Consider the following 16,909-nt stretch of genomic DNA (forward strand, 5'->3'; position numbering starts at 1 on the left):
ACGCGGAGTTACACCCGGCAAAGCATCAGCTACCGTCCTGCAAACTGCGGGCGTACATTCGCCCCTCTGCAGCTAATGCCCGCAGGCTCGGGTCTTGTTCGCGGTTGCGGGCAAAGACAATCGCGATCAGCTGTTGCATCTGGTACGGCTGCGCCAGCTTCAGCAACTGCACGGAGTTCTCGTAGACCTTTTTCATCCTGCCGGGCATCAGCGTAAAGCCCACACCCGCCTGCACCAGACTTAACATCGAGAAGATATCATTCACACGGGTGACGATTTCCGGCTCAAAACCGGCGATCTGGAACGCGTCCTGAAAACCGGCATAGGTGGCAAACCCTTCCGCCAGCGAGACGAACTTCTGATCTTTGTAATCGCGCAGATCGGCCAGGCCGTTGCTGTTGAGTTTGGCCGACGCGGGCGCGGCGAGAAAAATGTCGTCGTGGAACAGGGGCAGTACTTCGAGGGTATTTCGGTCGATATCGCTTTCGGAGATGGAAATCAGGATTGCGTCCAGCGCGCCTTCATCGAGCAGATGGAGCAGGGTGTCGTTAGAGCCCATCGTCAGGTCCATCTCCAGGTCCGGACGGCGCAGCTTCATCCCCATAATCAGCCGTGGGACGGTTTCCATCGTCAGGGAGTAAAGCGTACCGACGCGCAGGCGCCCCTGTCCTATCCCGGCGATTTTGCGCGACTCTTCCAGCCCGCGCTCCATTACCTGCATCACTTCCTGGCAGTACTCCAGCAGTGTCCAGGCGGAAGGCAACGCAATCAGATTGCGTCCTTTGTGGGTGAACAGCGGGCAGCGAACGTTCTCTTCAAGGGTATGCAGGGCGCGGTGCACGCTGACACCGCTCAGGCCCAGAGCCTCGGCGGTGCGGGCGATATTGCCCTTTTCCATGAAGGTCATGAAAATACTCAGTTTGCGAAATGTGATGTCGCTCGTGATGTCGATAGTCATAACCTTCCTGATCCCTTAATCGGTTTGCAGCATCTCTTCCAGCTGTTCCTGCGCGTCGAGCCACGCCATTTCGCACTCTTCCAGGCCAGATTTAGTTTTGGCCTGTACCTGCAGGCACTCGGTCAGCTCGGCTTTGCGCGCCTGATCGTACAGGCCGCTGTCGCCGAGCTTCTCTTCCACCGTGGCCAACTGGGCGTGCAGTTTTTCCATCTCTTTTTCCAGACGCGCGATCTCTTTACGCAGCGGCTGGGTTTGCGTGCGCAGTTCTGCCTCGCGACGTTTCTGGTCTTTACGCGCCTGAGCGCTGTTGGCGTTATCTTTCGCGTCATCGGCAGGCTGGTTTTCCTGCTTCTGCACGTCCGTTAGCCACTGCTGATAATCTTCCAGATCGCCGTCGAACGGTTCGACTTTGCCATCGTGCACCAGATAGAGGTCATCGGTGGTGGAGCGGATCAGGTGCCTGTCGTGCGAAACCACAACCAGGGCGCCTTCGAATTCGATCAGCGCTTCGGTCAACGCCTGACGCATATCGAGATCCAGGTGGTTAGTCGGTTCATCGAGCAGCAGCAGGTTCGGACGCTGCCAGACGATCAGCGCCAGCACCAGACGGGCTTTTTCCCCGCCGGAGAAGCGCTCGGTGTTCTCGCTGACTTTATCGCCCTGGAAGCCGAAACCGCCGAGGTAGTCGCGCAGCTTCTGCTCCATTTCCTGAGGTGCCAGACGCGCCATGTGCTGAATTGGCGATTCGTCTGCGCGTAAAAATTCCAGCTGGTGCTGGGCGAAGTAGCCCAGTTTGATGCCCTTCGCCAGCCCGATATCGCCGCTGACCGGGTTCAGTTCGCCCGCCAGCAGTTTAATCAGTGTGGACTTACCCGCGCCATTACGCCCAAGCAGACCGATGCGCGAACCGGGCACCAGGTTGAGCTTGATGGAGTCGAGAATAATGCGCTCGCCGTAGCCGGCGCTGACCTTCTCCATTTTCAGCAACGGGTTAGGCAGGCTTTCCGGGGCGCGGAAGCTAAAGTGGAACGGGTTATCCACGTGCGCAGGGGCAATCATCTCCATGCGCTCGAGCATCTTGATGCGGCTCTGGGCCTGTTTGGCTTTGGAGGCTTTGGCCTTAAAGCGATCAACAAAGCTTTGCAGATGGGCAACGCGCTGCTGCTGGCTTTCGTACATCGCCTGCTGCTGTGACAGGCGCGTAGCGCGCTGGCGCTCGAACGAACTGTAGTTGCCCGTATATTCGAACATCGATTCCTGTTCGATATGAATGATTTTATCGACGACCGGGTCGAGGAAGTCGCGGTCGTGGGAGATCAGGATCAGCGTACCCTGATAGCTTTTCAGCCATTTTTCCAGCCAGATCACCGCATCGAGATCGAGGTGGTTGGTCGGTTCATCGAGGAGCAGCAGATCCGAGCGGCAGACCAGCGCTTGCGCGAGGTTCAGGCGCATACGCCAGCCGCCGGAGAAATCGCTCACCGGGCGCTCTAACTGCTCGTTGCTGAAGCCCAGACCGTGCAGCAGGCTGGAGGCGCGCGAGCGGATGGTCCAGGCGTCGATGGCATCGAGCTTGCCGTGAACGGTGGCGATGGCGTGGCCGTCGTTACGCTCGTTGGCGGCGTTCAGCTCGGCTTCCAGCTTGCGGTATTCGCGGTCGCCATCAATGACATAGTCGAGTGCCGGAACGCTCAGGGCAGGGGTTTCCTGGTTAACCCAGGCCAGCTGCCAGTTTCCCGGATAGGTGAAGCTCCCTGCATCGGCGCTCATCTCGTTTTTCAGAAGCGACAGCAGAGTGGATTTGCCGCAGCCGTTTTTGCCCACCAGACCGACTTTTTGCCCAGGGTTAATGGTGGCTGTAGCGTTGTCCAGCAGGACGCGTACGCCGCGACGAATTTGTAACGAGGAGAAAACAATCATAGAGCGCCGTGTGTTCCGACTATGTTAAGTTGTCATTATAATGGAGTTAAATGTTGTACCGCGCCTGACGCGGGAGTGCCATGTTAGCCCAAAATGGCAATGATGACGACCCGGGAGGGGAATGATGTCCCAGACAGCAAAAGTGCTGCTGCTGTATGCCCATCCGGAATCACAGGACTCGGTCGCTAACCGGGTTTTGCTCAAACCGGCTCGACAACTCAGCAATGTGACGGTGCACGACCTGTACGCGCACTATCCTGATTTTTTTATTGATATCCCACACGAACAGGAACTGTTGCGTCAGCATGACGTGATTGTGTTCCAGCATCCGCTTTATACCTACAGCTGTCCGGCGTTGCTGAAAGAGTGGCTGGACCGGGTGCTGACCCGCGGCTTTTCCAGTGGACCAGGGGGAAACCAGCTGGCGGGAAAGTACTGGCGGAGTGTCATCACGACCGGAGAACCCGAGAGCGCTTATCGTCACGACGGGCTAAACCGCTATCCCATGAGCGATATTCTGCGCCCTTTTGAGTTGACGGCGGCCATGTGCCGGATGCAGTGGATGAGCCCGATTGTGGTCTATTGGGCGCGCCGCCAGCCCTCAAAAGAGCTGGCGAATCATGCCAAAGCCTATGGCGACTGGCTGGCCTCACCGATTCTGACAGGAGGCCGCTGATGGAAGGTTCTGATCTGTTACTGGCAGGCGTGTTGTTCCTCTTCGCGGCGGTTGTGGCCGTGCCGCTGGCCTCCCGGCTGGGTATCGGCGCGGTGCTGGGCTATCTGCTGGCAGGTATCGCGATTGGCCCGTGGGGGCTCGGGTTTATTAGCGACGTGGATGAAATCCTCCACTTCTCCGAGCTGGGTGTGGTCTTCCTGATGTTTATCATTGGGCTGGAGCTGAATCCGGCGAAGCTCTGGCACCTGCGGCGCTCGATTTTTGGCGTTGGCGCCGCACAGGTGCTGTTCAGCGCGGTGATCCTCGCTGGATTGCTGATGTTGACCGAGTTCAAGTGGCAGGCAGCGGTGATCGGCGGGATTGGTCTGGCGATGTCTTCGACGGCGATGGCGCTGCAGCTGATGCGCGATAAGGGGATGAATCGCAACGAGTCGGGACAGCTCGGTTTTTCCGTTTTGCTGTTTCAGGATTTAGCGGTGATCCCCGCGTTAGCGCTAGTGCCGCTGCTCGCAGGATCTGGCGACGATCATTTCGACTGGATGAAAGTTGGCATGAAGGTGCTGGCGTTTGCAGGCATGCTGATTGGCGGGCGTTACCTGCTGCGTCCGGTGTTTCGCTTTATTGCGGCGTCCGGCGTGCGGGAAGTGTTTACCGCGGCGACGCTGCTGCTGGTGTTGGGTTCCGCGCTGTTTATGGATGCGCTGGGGCTGTCGATGGCGCTGGGGACATTTATAGCGGGCGTCCTGCTGGCAGAGAGTGAATATCGTCACGAGCTGGAGATTGCCATCGATCCCTTTAAGGGGCTGCTGTTAGGGCTGTTCTTTATCTCTGTAGGCATGGCGCTCAACCTTGGCGTGTTGTACACCCATCTGCTGTGGGTGGTGATCAGCGTCGCGGTGCTGGTGGCGGTGAAAACCGGCGTGCTTTATGCACTGGCGCGGATTTACGGTCTCAGAAGTTCTGAGCGCATGCAGTTCGCGGGCGTGCTAAGTCAGGGGGGAGAGTTCGCATTTGTGCTCTTCTCCACAGCATCGTCCCAGCGTTTATTTCAGGATGATCAGATGGCGCTGCTGTTGGTGACGGTCACTCTGTCGATGATGACCACGCCGCTGCTGATGAAGCTGATTGATAAATCCCTGTCGCGCCGCTTTAATCCGCCGGAAGACGAAGCGGAAACACCGTGGGTGGAAGACGATAAACCACAGGTGATTGTGGTGGGGTTTGGCCGTTTTGGGCAGGTGATTGGCCGCTTGCTGATGGCCAATGAGATGCGCATTACGGTGCTGGAGCGTGATATCAGCGCAGTAAATCTGATGCGCAAATACGGTTATAAAGTCTATTACGGCGATGCGACGCAGCTTGAGCTGCTGCGTTCAGCAGGTGCCGAGGCCGCAGAGTCTATCGTCATCACCTGTAATGAACCAGAAGATACGATGAAGCTGGTGGAGCTGTGTCAGCAGCATTTCCCGCATCTGCATATTCTGGCGCGCGCCAGAGGGCGCGTTGAAGCCCATGAGCTGTTGCAGGCGGGGGTGAAAAACTTCTCGCGTGAGACGTTTTCCAGCGCCCTTGAGCTAGGCCGTAAGACGCTGGTTTCGCTGGGGATGCATCCGCACCAGGCGCTGCGCGCCCAGCTGCATTTCCGCAGGCTTGATATGCGTATGCTGCGCGAGTTAATGCCCGTCCATAGCGATACGGCGCAAATCTCCCGCGTGCGGGAAGCTCGCCGTGAGCTGGAAGAGATCTTCCAGCGTGAGATGCAGAAGGAACGGCGTCAGCTGGATGGCTGGGATGAATTTGAATAGGGGAAAAAGTATGGCAGTTCGTAAACGTTTTATTGCAGGCGCAAAATGCCCGTCCTGCCAGGCGCAAGATACCCTGGCCATGTGGCGCGAGAATAATATCGATATTGTTGAGTGTGTTAAGTGTGGGCACCAGATGCGCGAGGCGGACAAAGAGGTTCGCGAGCATGTTCGCAAAGAAGAGCAAGTGATCGGCATTTTTCATCCGGACTAGCGATATGCCCTCAGATTTTTTAAGCTAAAGGGTACACGGGTGCAGATTTCCGCTACAATCTGCGCCAGCAATTTTCCCACGCTCAGGAGATATCATGAAAGTAGCAAAAGACCTGGTGGTCAGCCTGGCCTATCAGGTACGTACAGAAGACGGTGTGTTGGTTGATGAGTCTCCGGTGAGTGCGCCGCTGGACTACCTGCATGGTCACGGTTCCCTGATTTCCGGCCTGGAAAACGCGCTGGAAGGTCATGTTGTTGGCGACAAATTTGATGTTGCTGTAGGCGCGAATGACGCTTACGGTCAGTACGACGATAATCTGGTTCAGCGCGTTCCTAAAGACGTGTTCATGGGCGTTGACGAGCTGCAGGTTGGCATGCGTTTTCTGGCTGAAACTGACCAGGGTCCAGTACCTGTTGAAATCACAGAAGTTGAAGACGAGCACGTTGTGGTTGACGGTAACCACATGCTGGCTGGCCAGAACCTGAAATTCAACGTTGAAGTTATCGCGATTCGTGAAGCGACTGCTGAAGAGCTGGCTCATGGCCACGTTCACGGTGCAAATGGTCACGACCACGATCACGACCATGACGGTTGCTGCGGTGGTCACGGCCACGATCATGACCACGGTCATGAGCACGGCAAAGGCGGTTGTGGTGGCAACGGTGGTTGCGGCTGCCACTAAATCACCGGCGTCTTTCGAGCCGCAGAGGCGTTGACTGCGTTTTCCAGTCCCGGTTGTAGAGTGTTCTATGCTCTCGGGATGTTCTAACCAGTCACCTTTCTGCAACGCGTATGACCGGGTAATTTAGCGGTGTCGCAGGCACAAAAAAGCGGGAAATATTCCCGCTTTTTTTATGCCTCAATAGTGAGGTGGGGGCGTCTCTTCTGCCTGTGAGGCGATGTGTGACGACTGTGTCGCTTTCACTTTTTCCGTAAGCAGGCGCAGAAGATCGCGCAGTTTGGCCATTTCCAGTTCGTGAGCCGTCACCGTCTGGTTAAGCTCATCGATGGTCACTTCCTGAAAAGCCAGGCGGCTTTCCAGCTCGGCCAGCCGCGCTTCCAATGTCGTATTTTGCATGATTGACCTCTCTGTGATTTCGCACGCCAGGGGCGTTGGCGGCGGCGAATTTTACCCGAGTTTACTCCTCTGTAAAGCATCCTGCCTTAATGCAAGAAACTTATTTAAACAAAAATAGTCTGAAAAGAAGCGAGTTTAGGGAGAGTCTGTCTGTAGATTTCTTCTTCAACGTTCTATAGTACGCTTCTCATATACGTTTAACGCTGGGGTGAGAGGCCCCGGTCCTGGAGAAATGGATGAAATCACTGTTTAAAGTAACGCTGCTGGCGACCACAATGGCCGTCGCACTGAATGCGCCGCTCTCTTTCGCTGCTGATACCGCTGCGAAGCCTGCTGCAAGCGCAGACAGTAAAGCTGCGTTCAAAAATGACGACCAGAAATCAGCCTATGCGCTGGGCGCATCTCTGGGCCGTTACATGGAAAACTCTCTCAAAGAGCAAGAGAAACTGGGCATCAAACTGGATAAAGACCAGCTGATCGCCGGGGTTCAGGATGCGTTTGCAAACAAGAGCAAACTGTCTGACCAGGAAATCGAACAGACCCTGCAGGCTTTTGAAGCTCGCGTGAAAGGTGCTGCTCAGGGCAAGATGGAACAAGACGCAAAAGACAACGAAGCGAAAGGCAAAGCCTACCGCGATACTTTTGCTAAAGAGAAGGGTGTGAAAACCTCTTCTACTGGTCTGCTGTACAAAGTAGAGAAAGCCGGTACTGGCGATGCGCCTAAAGACAGCGATACCGTAGTTGTGAACTACAAAGGTACCCTGATCGACGGTAAAGAGTTCGATAACTCTTATACCCGTGGTGAACCGCTCTCCTTCCGTCTTGACGGTGTTATCCCAGGCTGGACCGAAGGCCTGAAAAACATCAAGAAAGGCGGCAAAATTCAGCTGGTAATCCCACCGGATCTGGCTTACGGCAAAACGGGCGTTCCGGGTATTCCGGCTAACTCCACTCTGGTCTTCAATGTTGAGCTGCTGGACATCAAACCAGCACCGAAGGCAGATGCCAAACCAGATGCTGCAGCAGATGATAAAGCTGCAGACGCAGCGAAGAAGTAAAACGCTGAAAACCGCCGCCTTTAAGGCGGCGGTTTTTTTATTGTGGGGCAGATATAATTAACACTGGAAAGCGTTACCTACGCTGTATTAATTTAGTTGTCCGTGTAAATATGAGCCTGCCCTGACAACCTAATGACAGGCTCCTGAAAAGGAGTGTTTTTTTCATGTCCAGGTCGCTTTTAACCAACGAAACCAGTGAACTCGATTTGCTGGATCAACGTCCTTTCGACCAGACCGACTTCGATATTCTCAAATCCTACGAAGCGGTGGTGGACGGGTTAGCGATGCTCATTGGCTCCCACTGCGAAATCGTATTGCACTCCCTGCAAGATCTGAAATGTTCCGCCATCCGCATTGCTAATGGTGAGCACACTGGCCGCAAAATTGGATCGCCAATTACCGACCTTGCACTGCGTATGCTGCACGACATGACCGGCGCGGACAGCAGCGTCTCCAAATGTTATTTCACTCGTGCCAAAAGCGGCGTTCTGATGAAATCAGAAACGATCGCCATCCGTAACCGCGAGCATCGCGTAATCGGACTGCTGTGTATCAACATGAACCTTGATGTGCCGTTCTCTCAAATCATGAGCACCTTTATTCCGCCTGAAACGCCGGAAGTGAACTCGTCGGTGAACTTTGCGTCTTCCGTTGAAGACCTCGTCACCCAGACGCTGGAGTTCACCATCGAAGAGGTCAATGCCGATCGCAACGTATCGAACAACGCTAAGAACCGTCAGATCGTGCTGAACCTCTATGAAAAAGGCATTTTCGATATTAAAGATGCGATTAACCAGGTGGCAGATCGCCTGAACATTTCCAAGCACACGGTTTATCTCTACATCCGCCAGTTCAAAAGCGGTGATTTCCTGGGACAAGAGAAGTAATGCGTTTTGCCATCATGGTGACAGGCCCGGCTTACGGTACTCAGCAGGCCAGTAGCGCTTTCCAATTTTCCGAGGCGTTGTTGGCTGCCGGGCATCAGCTGAGCAGTGTCTTTTTCTACCGGGAAGGGGTCTACAACGCTAACCAGTTGACCTCGCCTGCGTCGGATGAGTTTGATCTGGTGCGTGGCTGGCAGAAACTTAATGAGTTACAGGGCGTCGAGCTGCACATTTGTGTCGCGGCGGCGTTGCGTCGCGGTGTGACGGATGAAGCAGAAGCCGAGCGTCTTGGCCTTGCCGGGGCGAATCTCCAGCCCGGCTTTTCCCTCAGTGGCTTAGGCGCGCTGGCTCAAGCGGCGTTGACCTGCGATCGGATGGTACAATTCTGATGAACCGCGTTGCCTTTGTATTTACTTCTGCCCCGCACGGCAGTGCAGCCGGCAGGGAAGGGCTTGATGCGCTTTTAGCGACCTCGGCTCTGACGGACGATATCGGTGTCTTCTTTATCGGTGATGGCGTGCTCCAGCTTTTGGCCGGGCAACAGCCTCAGCAGATTTTGGCGCGGGACTATATTGCGACCTTCAAAGTTCTGCCCCTGTACGACATCGAGACTTTCTGGGTCTGTGCGGCATCGCTAAAAGAGCGCGGGCTGGATAAAAACACCGCTATGGTTCTGGATGTGACCGTCGTCGCGCCCGAGGTGTTACGCGAACAACTATCTCAATATCATACTGTTCTGACTTTCTGAGGCCGTCATGCTCCATACCTTGAGCCACTCTCCGTGGCAGTGCGATATCGACGGGTTGCTGAGAATGCTGGCCGACGGCGACGACCTGCTGCTGATTCAGGACGGCGTGCTGGCTGCAATTGAAGGCAGCCGCTTTGTTGAAATGCTCAATAATGCCCCCATTACTGTCTCTGCGCTAAAGGAAGACATTGATGCACGCGGCCTTACTGCTCAAATTTCATCCAAAATCGACGTGGTTAGCTATACTGATTTCGTCAATCTCTCGTTGAAACACACAACTCAAATGAGTTGGTGAGGTGAGATCGCTGTATATTTCTTGACACCTTTTCGGCGTGGCCCTAAAATTTCGCGTCCTCATATTGTATGAGGCGATTTATTACGTGTTTACGAAGCAAAAGCTAAAACCAGGAGCTATTTAATGGCAACAGTTAACCAGCTGGTACGCAAACCACGCGCTCGCAAAGTTGCAAAAAGCAACGTGCCTGCGCTGGAAGCCTGCCCGCAGAAACGTGGCGTATGTACTCGTGTATATACCACCACTCCTAAGAAACCAAACTCCGCACTGCGTAAAGTATGCCGTGTGCGTTTGACCAACGGTTTTGAAGTGACTTCCTACATCGGTGGTGAAGGTCACAACCTGCAGGAACACTCCGTGATCCTGATCCGTGGCGGTCGTGTAAAAGACCTTCCGGGTGTTCGTTATCACACCGTTCGTGGTGCGCTCGACTGCTCCGGCGTTAAAGACCGTAAGCAAGCTCGCTCCAAGTATGGCGTGAAGCGTCCTAAGGCTTAATGGTTCTCCGTTAAGTAAGGCCAAACTGATTTATCTTAATGTCAAACTAAACTCTTTGAGTTTTGGACAATCCTGAATTAACAACGGAGTATTCCCATGCCACGTCGTCGCGTCATTGGTCAGCGTAAAATCCTTCCAGATCCTAAGTTCGGATCAGAACTGCTGGCAAAATTTGTAAATATCCTGATGGTAGATGGTAAAAAATCTACTGCAGAAGCAATCGTATACAGCGCGCTGGAGACCCTGGCTCAGCGTTCTGGTAAAAATGAACTGGAAGCTTTCGAAGTCGCTCTCGACAACGTTCGCCCAACCGTAGAAGTTAAGTCCCGCCGCGTTGGTGGTTCTACTTATCAGGTTCCAGTTGAAGTTCGTCCGGTTCGTCGTAATGCTCTGGCAATGCGTTGGATCGTTGAAGCTGCTCGTAAACGCGGTGATAAATCCATGGCTCTGCGTCTGGCGAACGAACTTTCTGATGCTGCAGACAACAAAGGTACTGCAGTTAAGAAACGTGAAGACGTTCACCGTATGGCAGAAGCCAACAAGGCGTTCGCACACTACCGTTGGTAATCCCTTCGGAGTCATAGTCACCAGGCGGGCGCTTCAGAGAAGCCGCCCGCTCTGGGTTACTTAACTGAACGCCAAAGAATCAAACGAGGAATCAAATGGCTCGTACAACACCCATCGCACGCTACCGTAACATCGGTATCAGTGCGCACATCGACGCCGGTAAAACCACTACTACCGAACGTATTCTGTTCTACACCGGTGTAAACCATAAAATCGGTGAAGTTCATGACGGCGCAGCTACCATGGACTGGATGGAACAGGAGCAGGAGCGTGGTATTACCATCACCTCCGCAGCGACTACTGCATTCTGGTCAGGTATGGCTAAGCAGTATGAACCGCATCGCGTAAACATCATCGACACCCCGGGGCACGTTGACTTCACCATCGAAGTTGAACGTTCCATGCGTGTTCTTGATGGTGCAGTAATGGTTTACTGCGCAGTTGGTGGTGTTCAGCCACAGTCTGAAACCGTATGGCGTCAGGCTAATAAATACAAAGTTCCACGCATCGCGTTCGTTAACAAAATGGACCGTATGGGTGCTAACTTCCTGAAAGTTGTTGGTCAGATCAAAACCCGTCTGGGCGCGACTCCGGTTCCGCTTCAGCTGGCAATTGGTGCTGAAGAAGGTTTCACCGGTGTTGTTGACCTGGTGAAAATGAAAGCCATCAACTGGAACGAAGAAGATGCAGGCGTCACCTTCGTTTATGAAGATATTCCAGCAGACATGCAGGACCTGGCCGACGAATGGCACCAGAACCTGATCGAGTCCGCTGCTGAAGCTTCAGAAGAGCTGATGGAGAAATACCTGGGTGGTGAAGAACTGACTGAAGAAGAGATCAAGAAAGCTCTGCGTCAGCGCGTTCTGAACAACGAAATCATCCTGGTAACCTGTGGTTCTGCGTTCAAGAACAAAGGTGTTCAGGCAATGCTGGATGCGGTAATTGATTACCTGCCATCTCCAGTAGATGTTCCTGCGATCAACGGTATCCTGGACGACGGTAAAGACACTCCGGCTGAACGTCACGCAAGTGATGACGAGCCGTTTGCTGCACTGGCGTTCAAAATCGCTACCGACCCGTTCGTGGGTAACCTGACGTTCTTCCGCGTGTACTCTGGCGTGGTTAACTCCGGTGACACCATCCTGAACTCCGTGAAAGCTGCACGTGAACGTTTCGGTCGTATCGTACAGATGCACGCGAACAAACGTGAAGAGATCAAAGAAGTTCGCGCAGGCGACATCGCTGCGGCTATCGGTCTGAAAGACGTGACTACTGGTGACACCCTGTGTAACCCAGATCACCCGATCATTCTGGAGCGTATGGAGTTCCCTGAGCCAGTAATCTCTATCGCCGTTGAACCAAAAACCAAAGCTGACCAGGAAAAAATGGGTCTGGCTCTGGGCCGTCTGGCTAAAGAAGACCCATCATTCCGCGTATGGACTGATGAAGAATCTAACCAGACCATCATCGCTGGTATGGGTGAACTGCACCTCGACATCATCGTTGACCGTATGAAGCGTGAATTCAACGTTGAAGCTAACGTGGGTAAACCTCAGGTTGCTTACCGCGAAGCGATTCGTGCGAAAGTTACCGATGTTGAAGGTAAACACGCTAAGCAGTCTGGTGGTCGTGGTCAGTACGGTCATGTTGTTATCGACATGTACCCACTGGAGCCGGGCTCAAATCCGAAAGGTTACGAGTTCATCAACGACATCAAAGGTGGTGTAATTCCTGGCGAATACATCCCTGCCGTTGATAAAGGTATCCAGGAGCAGCTGAAGTCTGGCCCTCTGGCAGGTTACCCGGTAGTAGATCTCGGCGTGCGTCTGCACTTCGGTTCTTACCATGACGTTGACTCCTCTGAACTGGCGTTTAAACTGGCCGCTTCTATCGCCTTCAAAGATGGCTTTAAGAAAGCGAAACCAGTTCTGCTTGAGCCTATCATGAAGGTTGAAGTAGAGACTCCGGAAGAGAACACCGGTGACGTTATCGGTGACCTTAGCCGTCGTCGTGGTCAGCTGAAAGGTCAGGAATCTAACGCTACTGGCGTTCAGATTCATGCTGAAGTTCCGTTGTCAGAAATGTTCGGGTACGCAACTCAGCTGCGTTCTCTGACTAAAGGTCGTGCATCTTACTCCATGGAATTCCTGAAGTATGATGATGCGCCGAACAACGTTGCTCAGGCCGTAATCGAAGCCCGTGGCAAATAAGCCTCAGGTTTAAAAACCAAAATCCCGTGTCCCCTCGGTGAGGGGGCACTATAGTAAGGAATATAGCCGTGTCTAAAGAAAAATTTGAACGTACAAAACCGCACGTCAACGTTGGTACTATCGGCCACGTTGACCATGGTAAAACTACCCTGACTGCTGCAATCACTACCGTTCTGGCTAAAACCTACGGTGGTTCTGCTCGTGCATTCGATCAGATCGATAACGCACCAGAAGAAAAAGCTCGTGGTATCACCATCAACACTTCCCACGTTGAATATGACACCCCGACTCGCCACTACGCACACGTAGACTGCCCGGGCCACGCCGACTATGTTAAAAACATGATCACCGGTGCTGCTCAGATGGATGGCGCAATCCTGGTTGTTGCTGCGACTGACGGCCCTATGCCTCAGACTCGTGAGCACATCCTGCTGGGTCGTCAGGTTGGCGTTCCTTTCATCATCGTGTTCCTGAACAAATGCGACATGGTTGATGACGAAGAGCTGCTGGAACTGGTTGAAATGGAAGTTCGTGAACTTCTGTCCCAGTACGACTTCCCAGGTGATGATACTCCAATCATCCGTGGTTCTGCTCTGAAAGCGCTGGAAGGCGAAGCAGAGTGGGAAGCTAAAATCGTTGAGCTGGCTGGCTTCCTGGATTCTTACATCCCAGAACCAGAGCGTGCGATTGACAAGCCGTTCCTGCTGCCTATCGAAGACGTATTCTCCATCTCCGGCCGTGGTACTGTTGTTACCGGTCGTGTAGAGCGCGGTATCGTTAAAGTTGGCGAAGAAGTTGAAATCGTTGGTATCAAAGAGACTGCTAAGTCTACCTGTACTGGCGTTGAAATGTTCCGCAAACTGCTGGACGAAGGCCGTGCTGGTGAGAACGTTGGTGTTCTGCTGCGTGGTATCAAACGTGAAGAAATCGAACGTGGTCAGGTACTGGCTAAGCCAGGCTCTATCAAGCCGCACACCAAGTTCGAATCTGAAGTTTACATCCTGTCCAAAGATGAAGGCGGCCGTCATACTCCGTTCTTCAAAGGCTACCGTCCACAGTTCTACTTCCGTACAACTGACGTGACCGGTACCATCGAACTGCCAGAAGGCGTAGAGATGGTAATGCCAGGCGACAACATCAAAATGGTTGTTACCTTGATCCACCCAATCGCGATGGATGACGGTCTGCGTTTCGCAATCCGTGAAGGCGGCCGTACTGTTGGTGCGGGCGTTGTTGCTAAAGTTCTGGGCTAATTACTCGTTAATTAGTGTTGAATAAAAAAAGGGCGCTTCGGCGCCCTTTTTTGTGTCCTGAATTCATTGCCCGTCACAATTATTCGCATTTTTTGTTAGCTGCCGGCGCGTCCAGGAACGGATGTGCTATTGTAATCATAATTATTCTCACTTACACTTTGATCATAAATTGAGCGGGAGTTTTTATGTACGTTTGTTTGTGTAATGGTGTGAGTGACAAAAAAATACGTCAGGCCGTTCGCCAGTTTCACCCTCAGTCTTTCCAGCAGCTTCGAAAATTTGTTCCAGTAGGAAATCAATGCGGTAAGTGCGTTCGCGCGGCACGCGAGATAATGCAGGACGAATTGACGCAGATCCCGGAATACAAAGAGATCGCCTGAGGCTCTATCTTTTTTTTGACATCCCTGTAGCCCCATCTACGCTTCAATAAGTGGAAGCGGAGGGACTATATAATGAAAGGTGATGTTAAAATCATAAGTTATCTCAATAAATTATTGGGAAATGAGCTTGTCGCAATCAATCAGTATTTTCTCCATGCGAGAATGTTCAAAAATTGGGGCCTGACGCGCCTCAATGATGTCGAATACCATGAATCCATCGATGAGATGAAACATGCCGATAAATACATCGAGCGTATTTTATTTCTCGAAGGTATCCCGAATTTGCAGGATCTCGGGAAGCTGGGTATTGGTGAAGATGTAGAAGAAATGCTGCAATCCGATCTCCGTCTTGAACTTGAAGGGGCGAAGGATCTTCGTGAAGCCATTGCCTACGCTGACAGCGTTCATGATTACGTCAGCCGTGACATGATGATCACCATTCTGGCTGACGAAGAGGGCCATATCGACTGGCTGGAAACTGAGCTGGACCTCATCGGAAAAATTGGTCTGCAAAACTACCTGCAATCTCAGATTAAAGTGGCAGATTAAGTAAGCTCTGCCAACCCGACACTAAACCTGCTGCCGCCAGAAATGGGCCAAACGGTAGTGGGTTTTTATGTATCTGTTGTCCCGGTTTCATGACCATCTGAATCAGCACAAAGCTTATTGCCAGAATTGCAGCAGACAAGGCCATCGCCGGAAGAACGCACCAGCCGTGCCAGGCGCCTAACGCAGCAAGATACTTCACATCTCCATATCCTAGCCCTTCTCGTTTAAACACCATACGATAACCCCAATAAATACAGGCAAAGCCGATGTATCCCGCCATCGCACCCATTACGGCGCTGGCGAGAAAATCAGGATGGATCATGAGATGGAAAAGAAGGCCTGTCCAAAGTAATGGACAAAGGTATTTGTCGGGTAAAAGGCCTGAGCGGATATCTTCGCGCACCAGAAGACAGGTCAAGACTGCATAGAGCATCAGAAAGGGAAGGGCGGTTAGCATGGTTTAAGCCTCAGAAAGGATCGCAGCGCTATCCTCTTCCGGGCGTTATTGCAGGGCAAACAGCAAAAGTTGTCTTTGCGTGAAGCCTTCCAGCGAATCACGCTAGCTCGACACGCGTTGCAACCCGATGTCGAGCGGCTACGCAAAACCCACCACGAGAGTCTGTTTTATAAACTGCACTTGCGTTGTGGTCAGATTTACGTATAATGCGCGGGCTTGTCGTAATTGACAGCTGGTTCAATCTGAACCTGAGTAACACTGTTTTTCGTTACTCAACAATGCTCCCAATTGGGGGCTACGTAAGAACGGTTACACTCTCCCATCAATCGTAATGGGTTTGAGTAGTAATCATTTTCGTTTATAAAATAATTGGAGCTCTGGTCTCATGCAGAACCAAAGAATCCGTATCCGCCTGAAAGCGTTTGATCATCGTCTTATCGATCAATCAACCGCGGAAATCGTCGAGACTGCTAAGCGCACTGGTGCGCAAGTCCGTGGTCCGATCCCGCTGCCGACCCGCAAAGAGCGTTTTACCGTTCTGATCTCTCCGCACGTTAACAAAGATGCGCGTGATCAGTACGAAATTCGTACTCATAAGCGTCTGGTTGACATCGTTGAGCCAACTGAGAAAACCGTTGATGCTCTGATGCGTCTGGATCTGGCTGCCGGTGTAGACGTGCAGATCAGCCTGGGTTAATCAGGTCATCGAGCGATTGAGAGGTTGAAACAATGATTGGTTTAGTCGGTAAAAAAGTGGGTATGACCCGCATCTTCACTGAAGATGGCGTTTCTATCCCAGTAACCGTAATCGAAGTTGAAGCAAACCGCGTTACTCAGGTTAAAGACCTGGCTAACGATGGCTACCGTGCTGTTCAGGTTACTACCGGTGCTAAAAAAGCTAACCGTGTAACCAAGCCGGAGGCTGGTCACTTCGCTAAAGCTGGCGTTGAAGCTGGCCGTGGTCTGTGGGAATTCCGTCTTGCTGAAGGCGAAGAGTTCACCGTAGGTCAGGACATTAGCGTTGAGCTGTTTGCTGAAGTTAAAAAAGTTGACGTAACCGGTACCTCTAAAGGTAAAGGTTTTGCTGGTACCGTTAAGCGCTGGAACTTCCGTACCCAGGACGCTACCCACGGTAACTCCTTGTCTCACCGCGTTCCGGGTTCTATCGGTCAGAACCAGACTCCGGGCAAAGTGTTTAAAGGCAAGAAAATGGCAGGTCAGCTGGGTAACGAACGTGTAACTGTTCAGAGCCTGGACGTAGTACGTGTTGACGCTGAGCGCAACCTGCTGCTGGTTAAAGGTGCTGTTCCCGGTGCAACCGGTAGCGACCTGATCGTTAAACCAGCTGTGAAGGCGTAAGGG

General features: G+C 52.7%; 21 protein-coding genes. 17 read left to right on the forward strand and 4 right to left on the reverse strand.

Annotated elements, in window-relative coordinates:
* Positions 1-25 precede the first annotated feature (25 nt).
* Both DAI21_RS06465 and DAI21_RS06470 read right to left on the reverse strand, forming a co-directional pair.
* Positions 26-958: a LysR family transcriptional regulator gene (locus DAI21_RS06465; protein WP_100778636.1), complete on the reverse strand. Its 933-nt coding sequence runs from the start codon at positions 956-958 to the stop codon at positions 26-28.
* Positions 959-973: 15 nt separating this feature from the next.
* A complete protein-coding gene (locus tag DAI21_RS06470; protein ID WP_100778637.1) occupies positions 974-2,878 on the reverse strand; it encodes an ABC transporter ATP-binding protein in 1,905 nt (634 codons plus the stop codon).
* Positions 2,879-2,999: 121 nt separating this feature from the next.
* Between DAI21_RS06470 and kefG the strand changes: the two genes are divergently transcribed.
* The 4 genes from kefG (at position 3,000) to slyD (ending at position 6,252) form a co-directional block, all read left to right on the forward strand.
* Complete coding sequence (gene kefG / locus DAI21_RS06475) at positions 3,000-3,554, forward strand: glutathione-regulated potassium-efflux system ancillary protein KefG (protein ID WP_100778638.1); 555 nt, start codon at positions 3,000-3,002, stop codon at positions 3,552-3,554.
* Entirely contained in the window at positions 3,554-5,359 is a 1,806-nt protein-coding gene (kefB, locus tag DAI21_RS06480; protein WP_107702728.1) for a glutathione-regulated potassium-efflux system protein KefB, read from the forward strand. Before kefG ends, kefB begins: the two co-directional genes overlap by 1 nt.
* 10 nt (positions 5,360-5,369) lie before the next feature.
* On the forward strand, positions 5,370-5,570 hold the full coding sequence (locus DAI21_RS06485) for a YheV family putative zinc ribbon protein (RefSeq protein ID WP_100778640.1): 201 nt from the start codon (positions 5,370-5,372) through the stop codon (positions 5,568-5,570).
* A gap of 94 nt (positions 5,571-5,664) precedes the next feature.
* Complete coding sequence (slyD, locus tag DAI21_RS06490) at positions 5,665-6,252, forward strand: peptidylprolyl isomerase (RefSeq protein ID WP_095283679.1); 588 nt, start codon at positions 5,665-5,667, stop codon at positions 6,250-6,252.
* A 177-nt stretch (positions 6,253-6,429) separates the two neighbouring features.
* On the opposite strand, the gene DAI21_RS06495 is transcribed toward slyD, so the two are convergent.
* Positions 6,430-6,648, reverse strand: a complete 219-nt coding sequence (locus DAI21_RS06495; RefSeq protein WP_100778641.1) for a protein SlyX — start codon at positions 6,646-6,648, stop codon at positions 6,430-6,432.
* Between the two features lie 236 nt (positions 6,649-6,884).
* On the opposite strand from DAI21_RS06495, the gene fkpA reads away from it, so the two are divergent.
* The 11 genes from fkpA (at position 6,885) to bfr (ending at position 15,090) form a co-directional block, all read left to right on the forward strand.
* Positions 6,885-7,706 carry an FKBP-type peptidyl-prolyl cis-trans isomerase gene (fkpA, locus tag DAI21_RS06500; protein WP_095283677.1) on the forward strand — a complete coding sequence of 274 codons (822 nt, stop codon included), beginning with the start codon at positions 6,885-6,887 and terminating at the stop codon, positions 7,704-7,706.
* Positions 7,707-7,870: 164 nt separating this feature from the next.
* Positions 7,871-8,593 carry a transcriptional regulator gene (locus DAI21_RS06505; protein ID WP_100778642.1) on the forward strand — a complete coding sequence of 241 codons (723 nt, stop codon included), beginning with the start codon at positions 7,871-7,873 and terminating at the stop codon, positions 8,591-8,593.
* Positions 8,593-8,979, forward strand: a complete 387-nt coding sequence (gene tusD, locus DAI21_RS06510) for a sulfurtransferase complex subunit TusD (protein WP_107702729.1) — start codon at positions 8,593-8,595, stop codon at positions 8,977-8,979. Before DAI21_RS06505 ends, tusD begins: the two co-directional genes overlap by 1 nt.
* On the forward strand, positions 8,979-9,338 hold the full coding sequence (tusC, locus tag DAI21_RS06515; RefSeq protein ID WP_107702730.1) for a sulfurtransferase complex subunit TusC: 360 nt from the start codon (positions 8,979-8,981) through the stop codon (positions 9,336-9,338). Before tusD ends, tusC begins: the two co-directional genes overlap by 1 nt.
* A 7-nt stretch (positions 9,339-9,345) precedes the next feature.
* Positions 9,346-9,633, forward strand: a complete 288-nt coding sequence (gene tusB, locus DAI21_RS06520) for a sulfurtransferase complex subunit TusB (RefSeq protein ID WP_107702731.1) — start codon at positions 9,346-9,348, stop codon at positions 9,631-9,633.
* 123 nt (positions 9,634-9,756) lie between these two features.
* Positions 9,757-10,131: a 30S ribosomal protein S12 gene (rpsL, locus tag DAI21_RS06525; RefSeq protein WP_000246815.1), complete on the forward strand. Its 375-nt coding sequence runs from the start codon at positions 9,757-9,759 to the stop codon at positions 10,129-10,131.
* Between the two features lie 96 nt (positions 10,132-10,227).
* The gene (rpsG, locus tag DAI21_RS06530) at positions 10,228-10,698 is read left to right on the forward strand and encodes a 30S ribosomal protein S7 (protein WP_004106370.1); all 471 of its coding nucleotides are present in this window, start codon (positions 10,228-10,230) and stop codon (positions 10,696-10,698) included.
* 95 nt (positions 10,699-10,793) lie between these two features.
* Positions 10,794-12,908 carry an elongation factor G gene (gene fusA / locus DAI21_RS06535; RefSeq protein ID WP_100778646.1) on the forward strand — a complete coding sequence of 705 codons (2,115 nt, stop codon included), beginning with the start codon at positions 10,794-10,796 and terminating at the stop codon, positions 12,906-12,908.
* Between the two features lie 68 nt (positions 12,909-12,976).
* Entirely contained in the window at positions 12,977-14,161 is a 1,185-nt protein-coding gene (gene tuf / locus DAI21_RS06540) for an elongation factor Tu (protein ID WP_100778647.1), read from the forward strand.
* 185 nt (positions 14,162-14,346) lie between these two features.
* Complete coding sequence (gene bfd / locus DAI21_RS06550) at positions 14,347-14,541, forward strand: bacterioferritin-associated ferredoxin (protein WP_015960719.1); 195 nt, start codon at positions 14,347-14,349, stop codon at positions 14,539-14,541.
* A 72-nt stretch (positions 14,542-14,613) separates the two neighbouring features.
* Positions 14,614-15,090 (forward strand): bacterioferritin, encoded by a 477-nt coding sequence (gene bfr / locus DAI21_RS06555; RefSeq protein ID WP_095283671.1) that lies wholly within the window; start codon positions 14,614-14,616, stop codon positions 15,088-15,090.
* Here the strand turns inward: bfr and DAI21_RS06560 are convergent.
* On the reverse strand, positions 15,074-15,547 hold the full coding sequence (locus tag DAI21_RS06560) for an A24 family peptidase (protein ID WP_107702732.1): 474 nt from the start codon (positions 15,545-15,547) through the stop codon (positions 15,074-15,076). The genes bfr and DAI21_RS06560 overlap by 17 nt on opposite strands.
* A gap of 385 nt (positions 15,548-15,932) precedes the next feature.
* Here DAI21_RS06560 and rpsJ point away from each other — a divergent pair, with 385 nt between their 5' ends.
* A complete protein-coding gene (rpsJ, locus tag DAI21_RS06565; RefSeq protein ID WP_001181005.1) occupies positions 15,933-16,244 on the forward strand; it encodes a 30S ribosomal protein S10 in 312 nt (103 codons plus the stop codon).
* A gap of 32 nt (positions 16,245-16,276) precedes the next feature.
* A complete protein-coding gene (gene rplC, locus DAI21_RS06570) occupies positions 16,277-16,906 on the forward strand; it encodes a 50S ribosomal protein L3 (RefSeq protein WP_016538466.1) in 630 nt (209 codons plus the stop codon).
* The last annotated feature ends 3 nt before the right edge of the window (positions 16,907-16,909 follow it).

It is taken from the genome of Lelliottia sp. WB101 (assembly GCF_003051885.1).
Taxonomy (GTDB): domain Bacteria; phylum Pseudomonadota; class Gammaproteobacteria; order Enterobacterales; family Enterobacteriaceae; genus Enterobacter; species Enterobacter nimipressuralis.

Coding starts and splice junctions, on each gene's coding strand:
- bfd (WP_015960719.1), top strand. CDS start 14,347: ATGTACGTTTGTTTGTGTAATGGTGTGAGTGACAAAAAAATACGTCAG.
- bfr (WP_095283671.1), top strand. CDS start 14,614: ATGAAAGGTGATGTTAAAATCATAAGTTATCTCAATAAATTATTGGGA.
- DAI21_RS06470 (WP_100778637.1), bottom strand. CDS start 2,878: ATGATTGTTTTCTCCTCGTTACAAATTCGTCGCGGCGTACGCGTCCTG.
- fkpA (WP_095283677.1), top strand. CDS start 6,885: ATGAAATCACTGTTTAAAGTAACGCTGCTGGCGACCACAATGGCCGTC.
- fusA (WP_100778646.1), top strand. CDS start 10,794: ATGGCTCGTACAACACCCATCGCACGCTACCGTAACATCGGTATCAGT.
- DAI21_RS06505 (WP_100778642.1), top strand. CDS start 7,871: ATGTCCAGGTCGCTTTTAACCAACGAAACCAGTGAACTCGATTTGCTG.
- slyD (WP_095283679.1), top strand. CDS start 5,665: ATGAAAGTAGCAAAAGACCTGGTGGTCAGCCTGGCCTATCAGGTACGT.
- kefB (WP_107702728.1), top strand. CDS start 3,554: ATGGAAGGTTCTGATCTGTTACTGGCAGGCGTGTTGTTCCTCTTCGCG.
- tusC (WP_107702730.1), top strand. CDS start 8,979: ATGAACCGCGTTGCCTTTGTATTTACTTCTGCCCCGCACGGCAGTGCA.
- rpsJ (WP_001181005.1), top strand. CDS start 15,933: ATGCAGAACCAAAGAATCCGTATCCGCCTGAAAGCGTTTGATCATCGT.
- DAI21_RS06465 (WP_100778636.1), bottom strand. CDS start 958: ATGACTATCGACATCACGAGCGACATCACATTTCGCAAACTGAGTATT.
- kefG (WP_100778638.1), top strand. CDS start 3,000: ATGATGTCCCAGACAGCAAAAGTGCTGCTGCTGTATGCCCATCCGGAA.
- rpsL (WP_000246815.1), top strand. CDS start 9,757: ATGGCAACAGTTAACCAGCTGGTACGCAAACCACGCGCTCGCAAAGTT.
- rplC (WP_016538466.1), top strand. CDS start 16,277: ATGATTGGTTTAGTCGGTAAAAAAGTGGGTATGACCCGCATCTTCACT.
- tusB (WP_107702731.1), top strand. CDS start 9,346: ATGCTCCATACCTTGAGCCACTCTCCGTGGCAGTGCGATATCGACGGG.
- tusD (WP_107702729.1), top strand. CDS start 8,593: ATGCGTTTTGCCATCATGGTGACAGGCCCGGCTTACGGTACTCAGCAG.
- DAI21_RS06485 (WP_100778640.1), top strand. CDS start 5,370: ATGGCAGTTCGTAAACGTTTTATTGCAGGCGCAAAATGCCCGTCCTGC.
- rpsG (WP_004106370.1), top strand. CDS start 10,228: ATGCCACGTCGTCGCGTCATTGGTCAGCGTAAAATCCTTCCAGATCCT.
- DAI21_RS06560 (WP_107702732.1), bottom strand. CDS start 15,547: ATGCTAACCGCCCTTCCCTTTCTGATGCTCTATGCAGTCTTGACCTGT.
- DAI21_RS06495 (WP_100778641.1), bottom strand. CDS start 6,648: ATGCAAAATACGACATTGGAAGCGCGGCTGGCCGAGCTGGAAAGCCGC.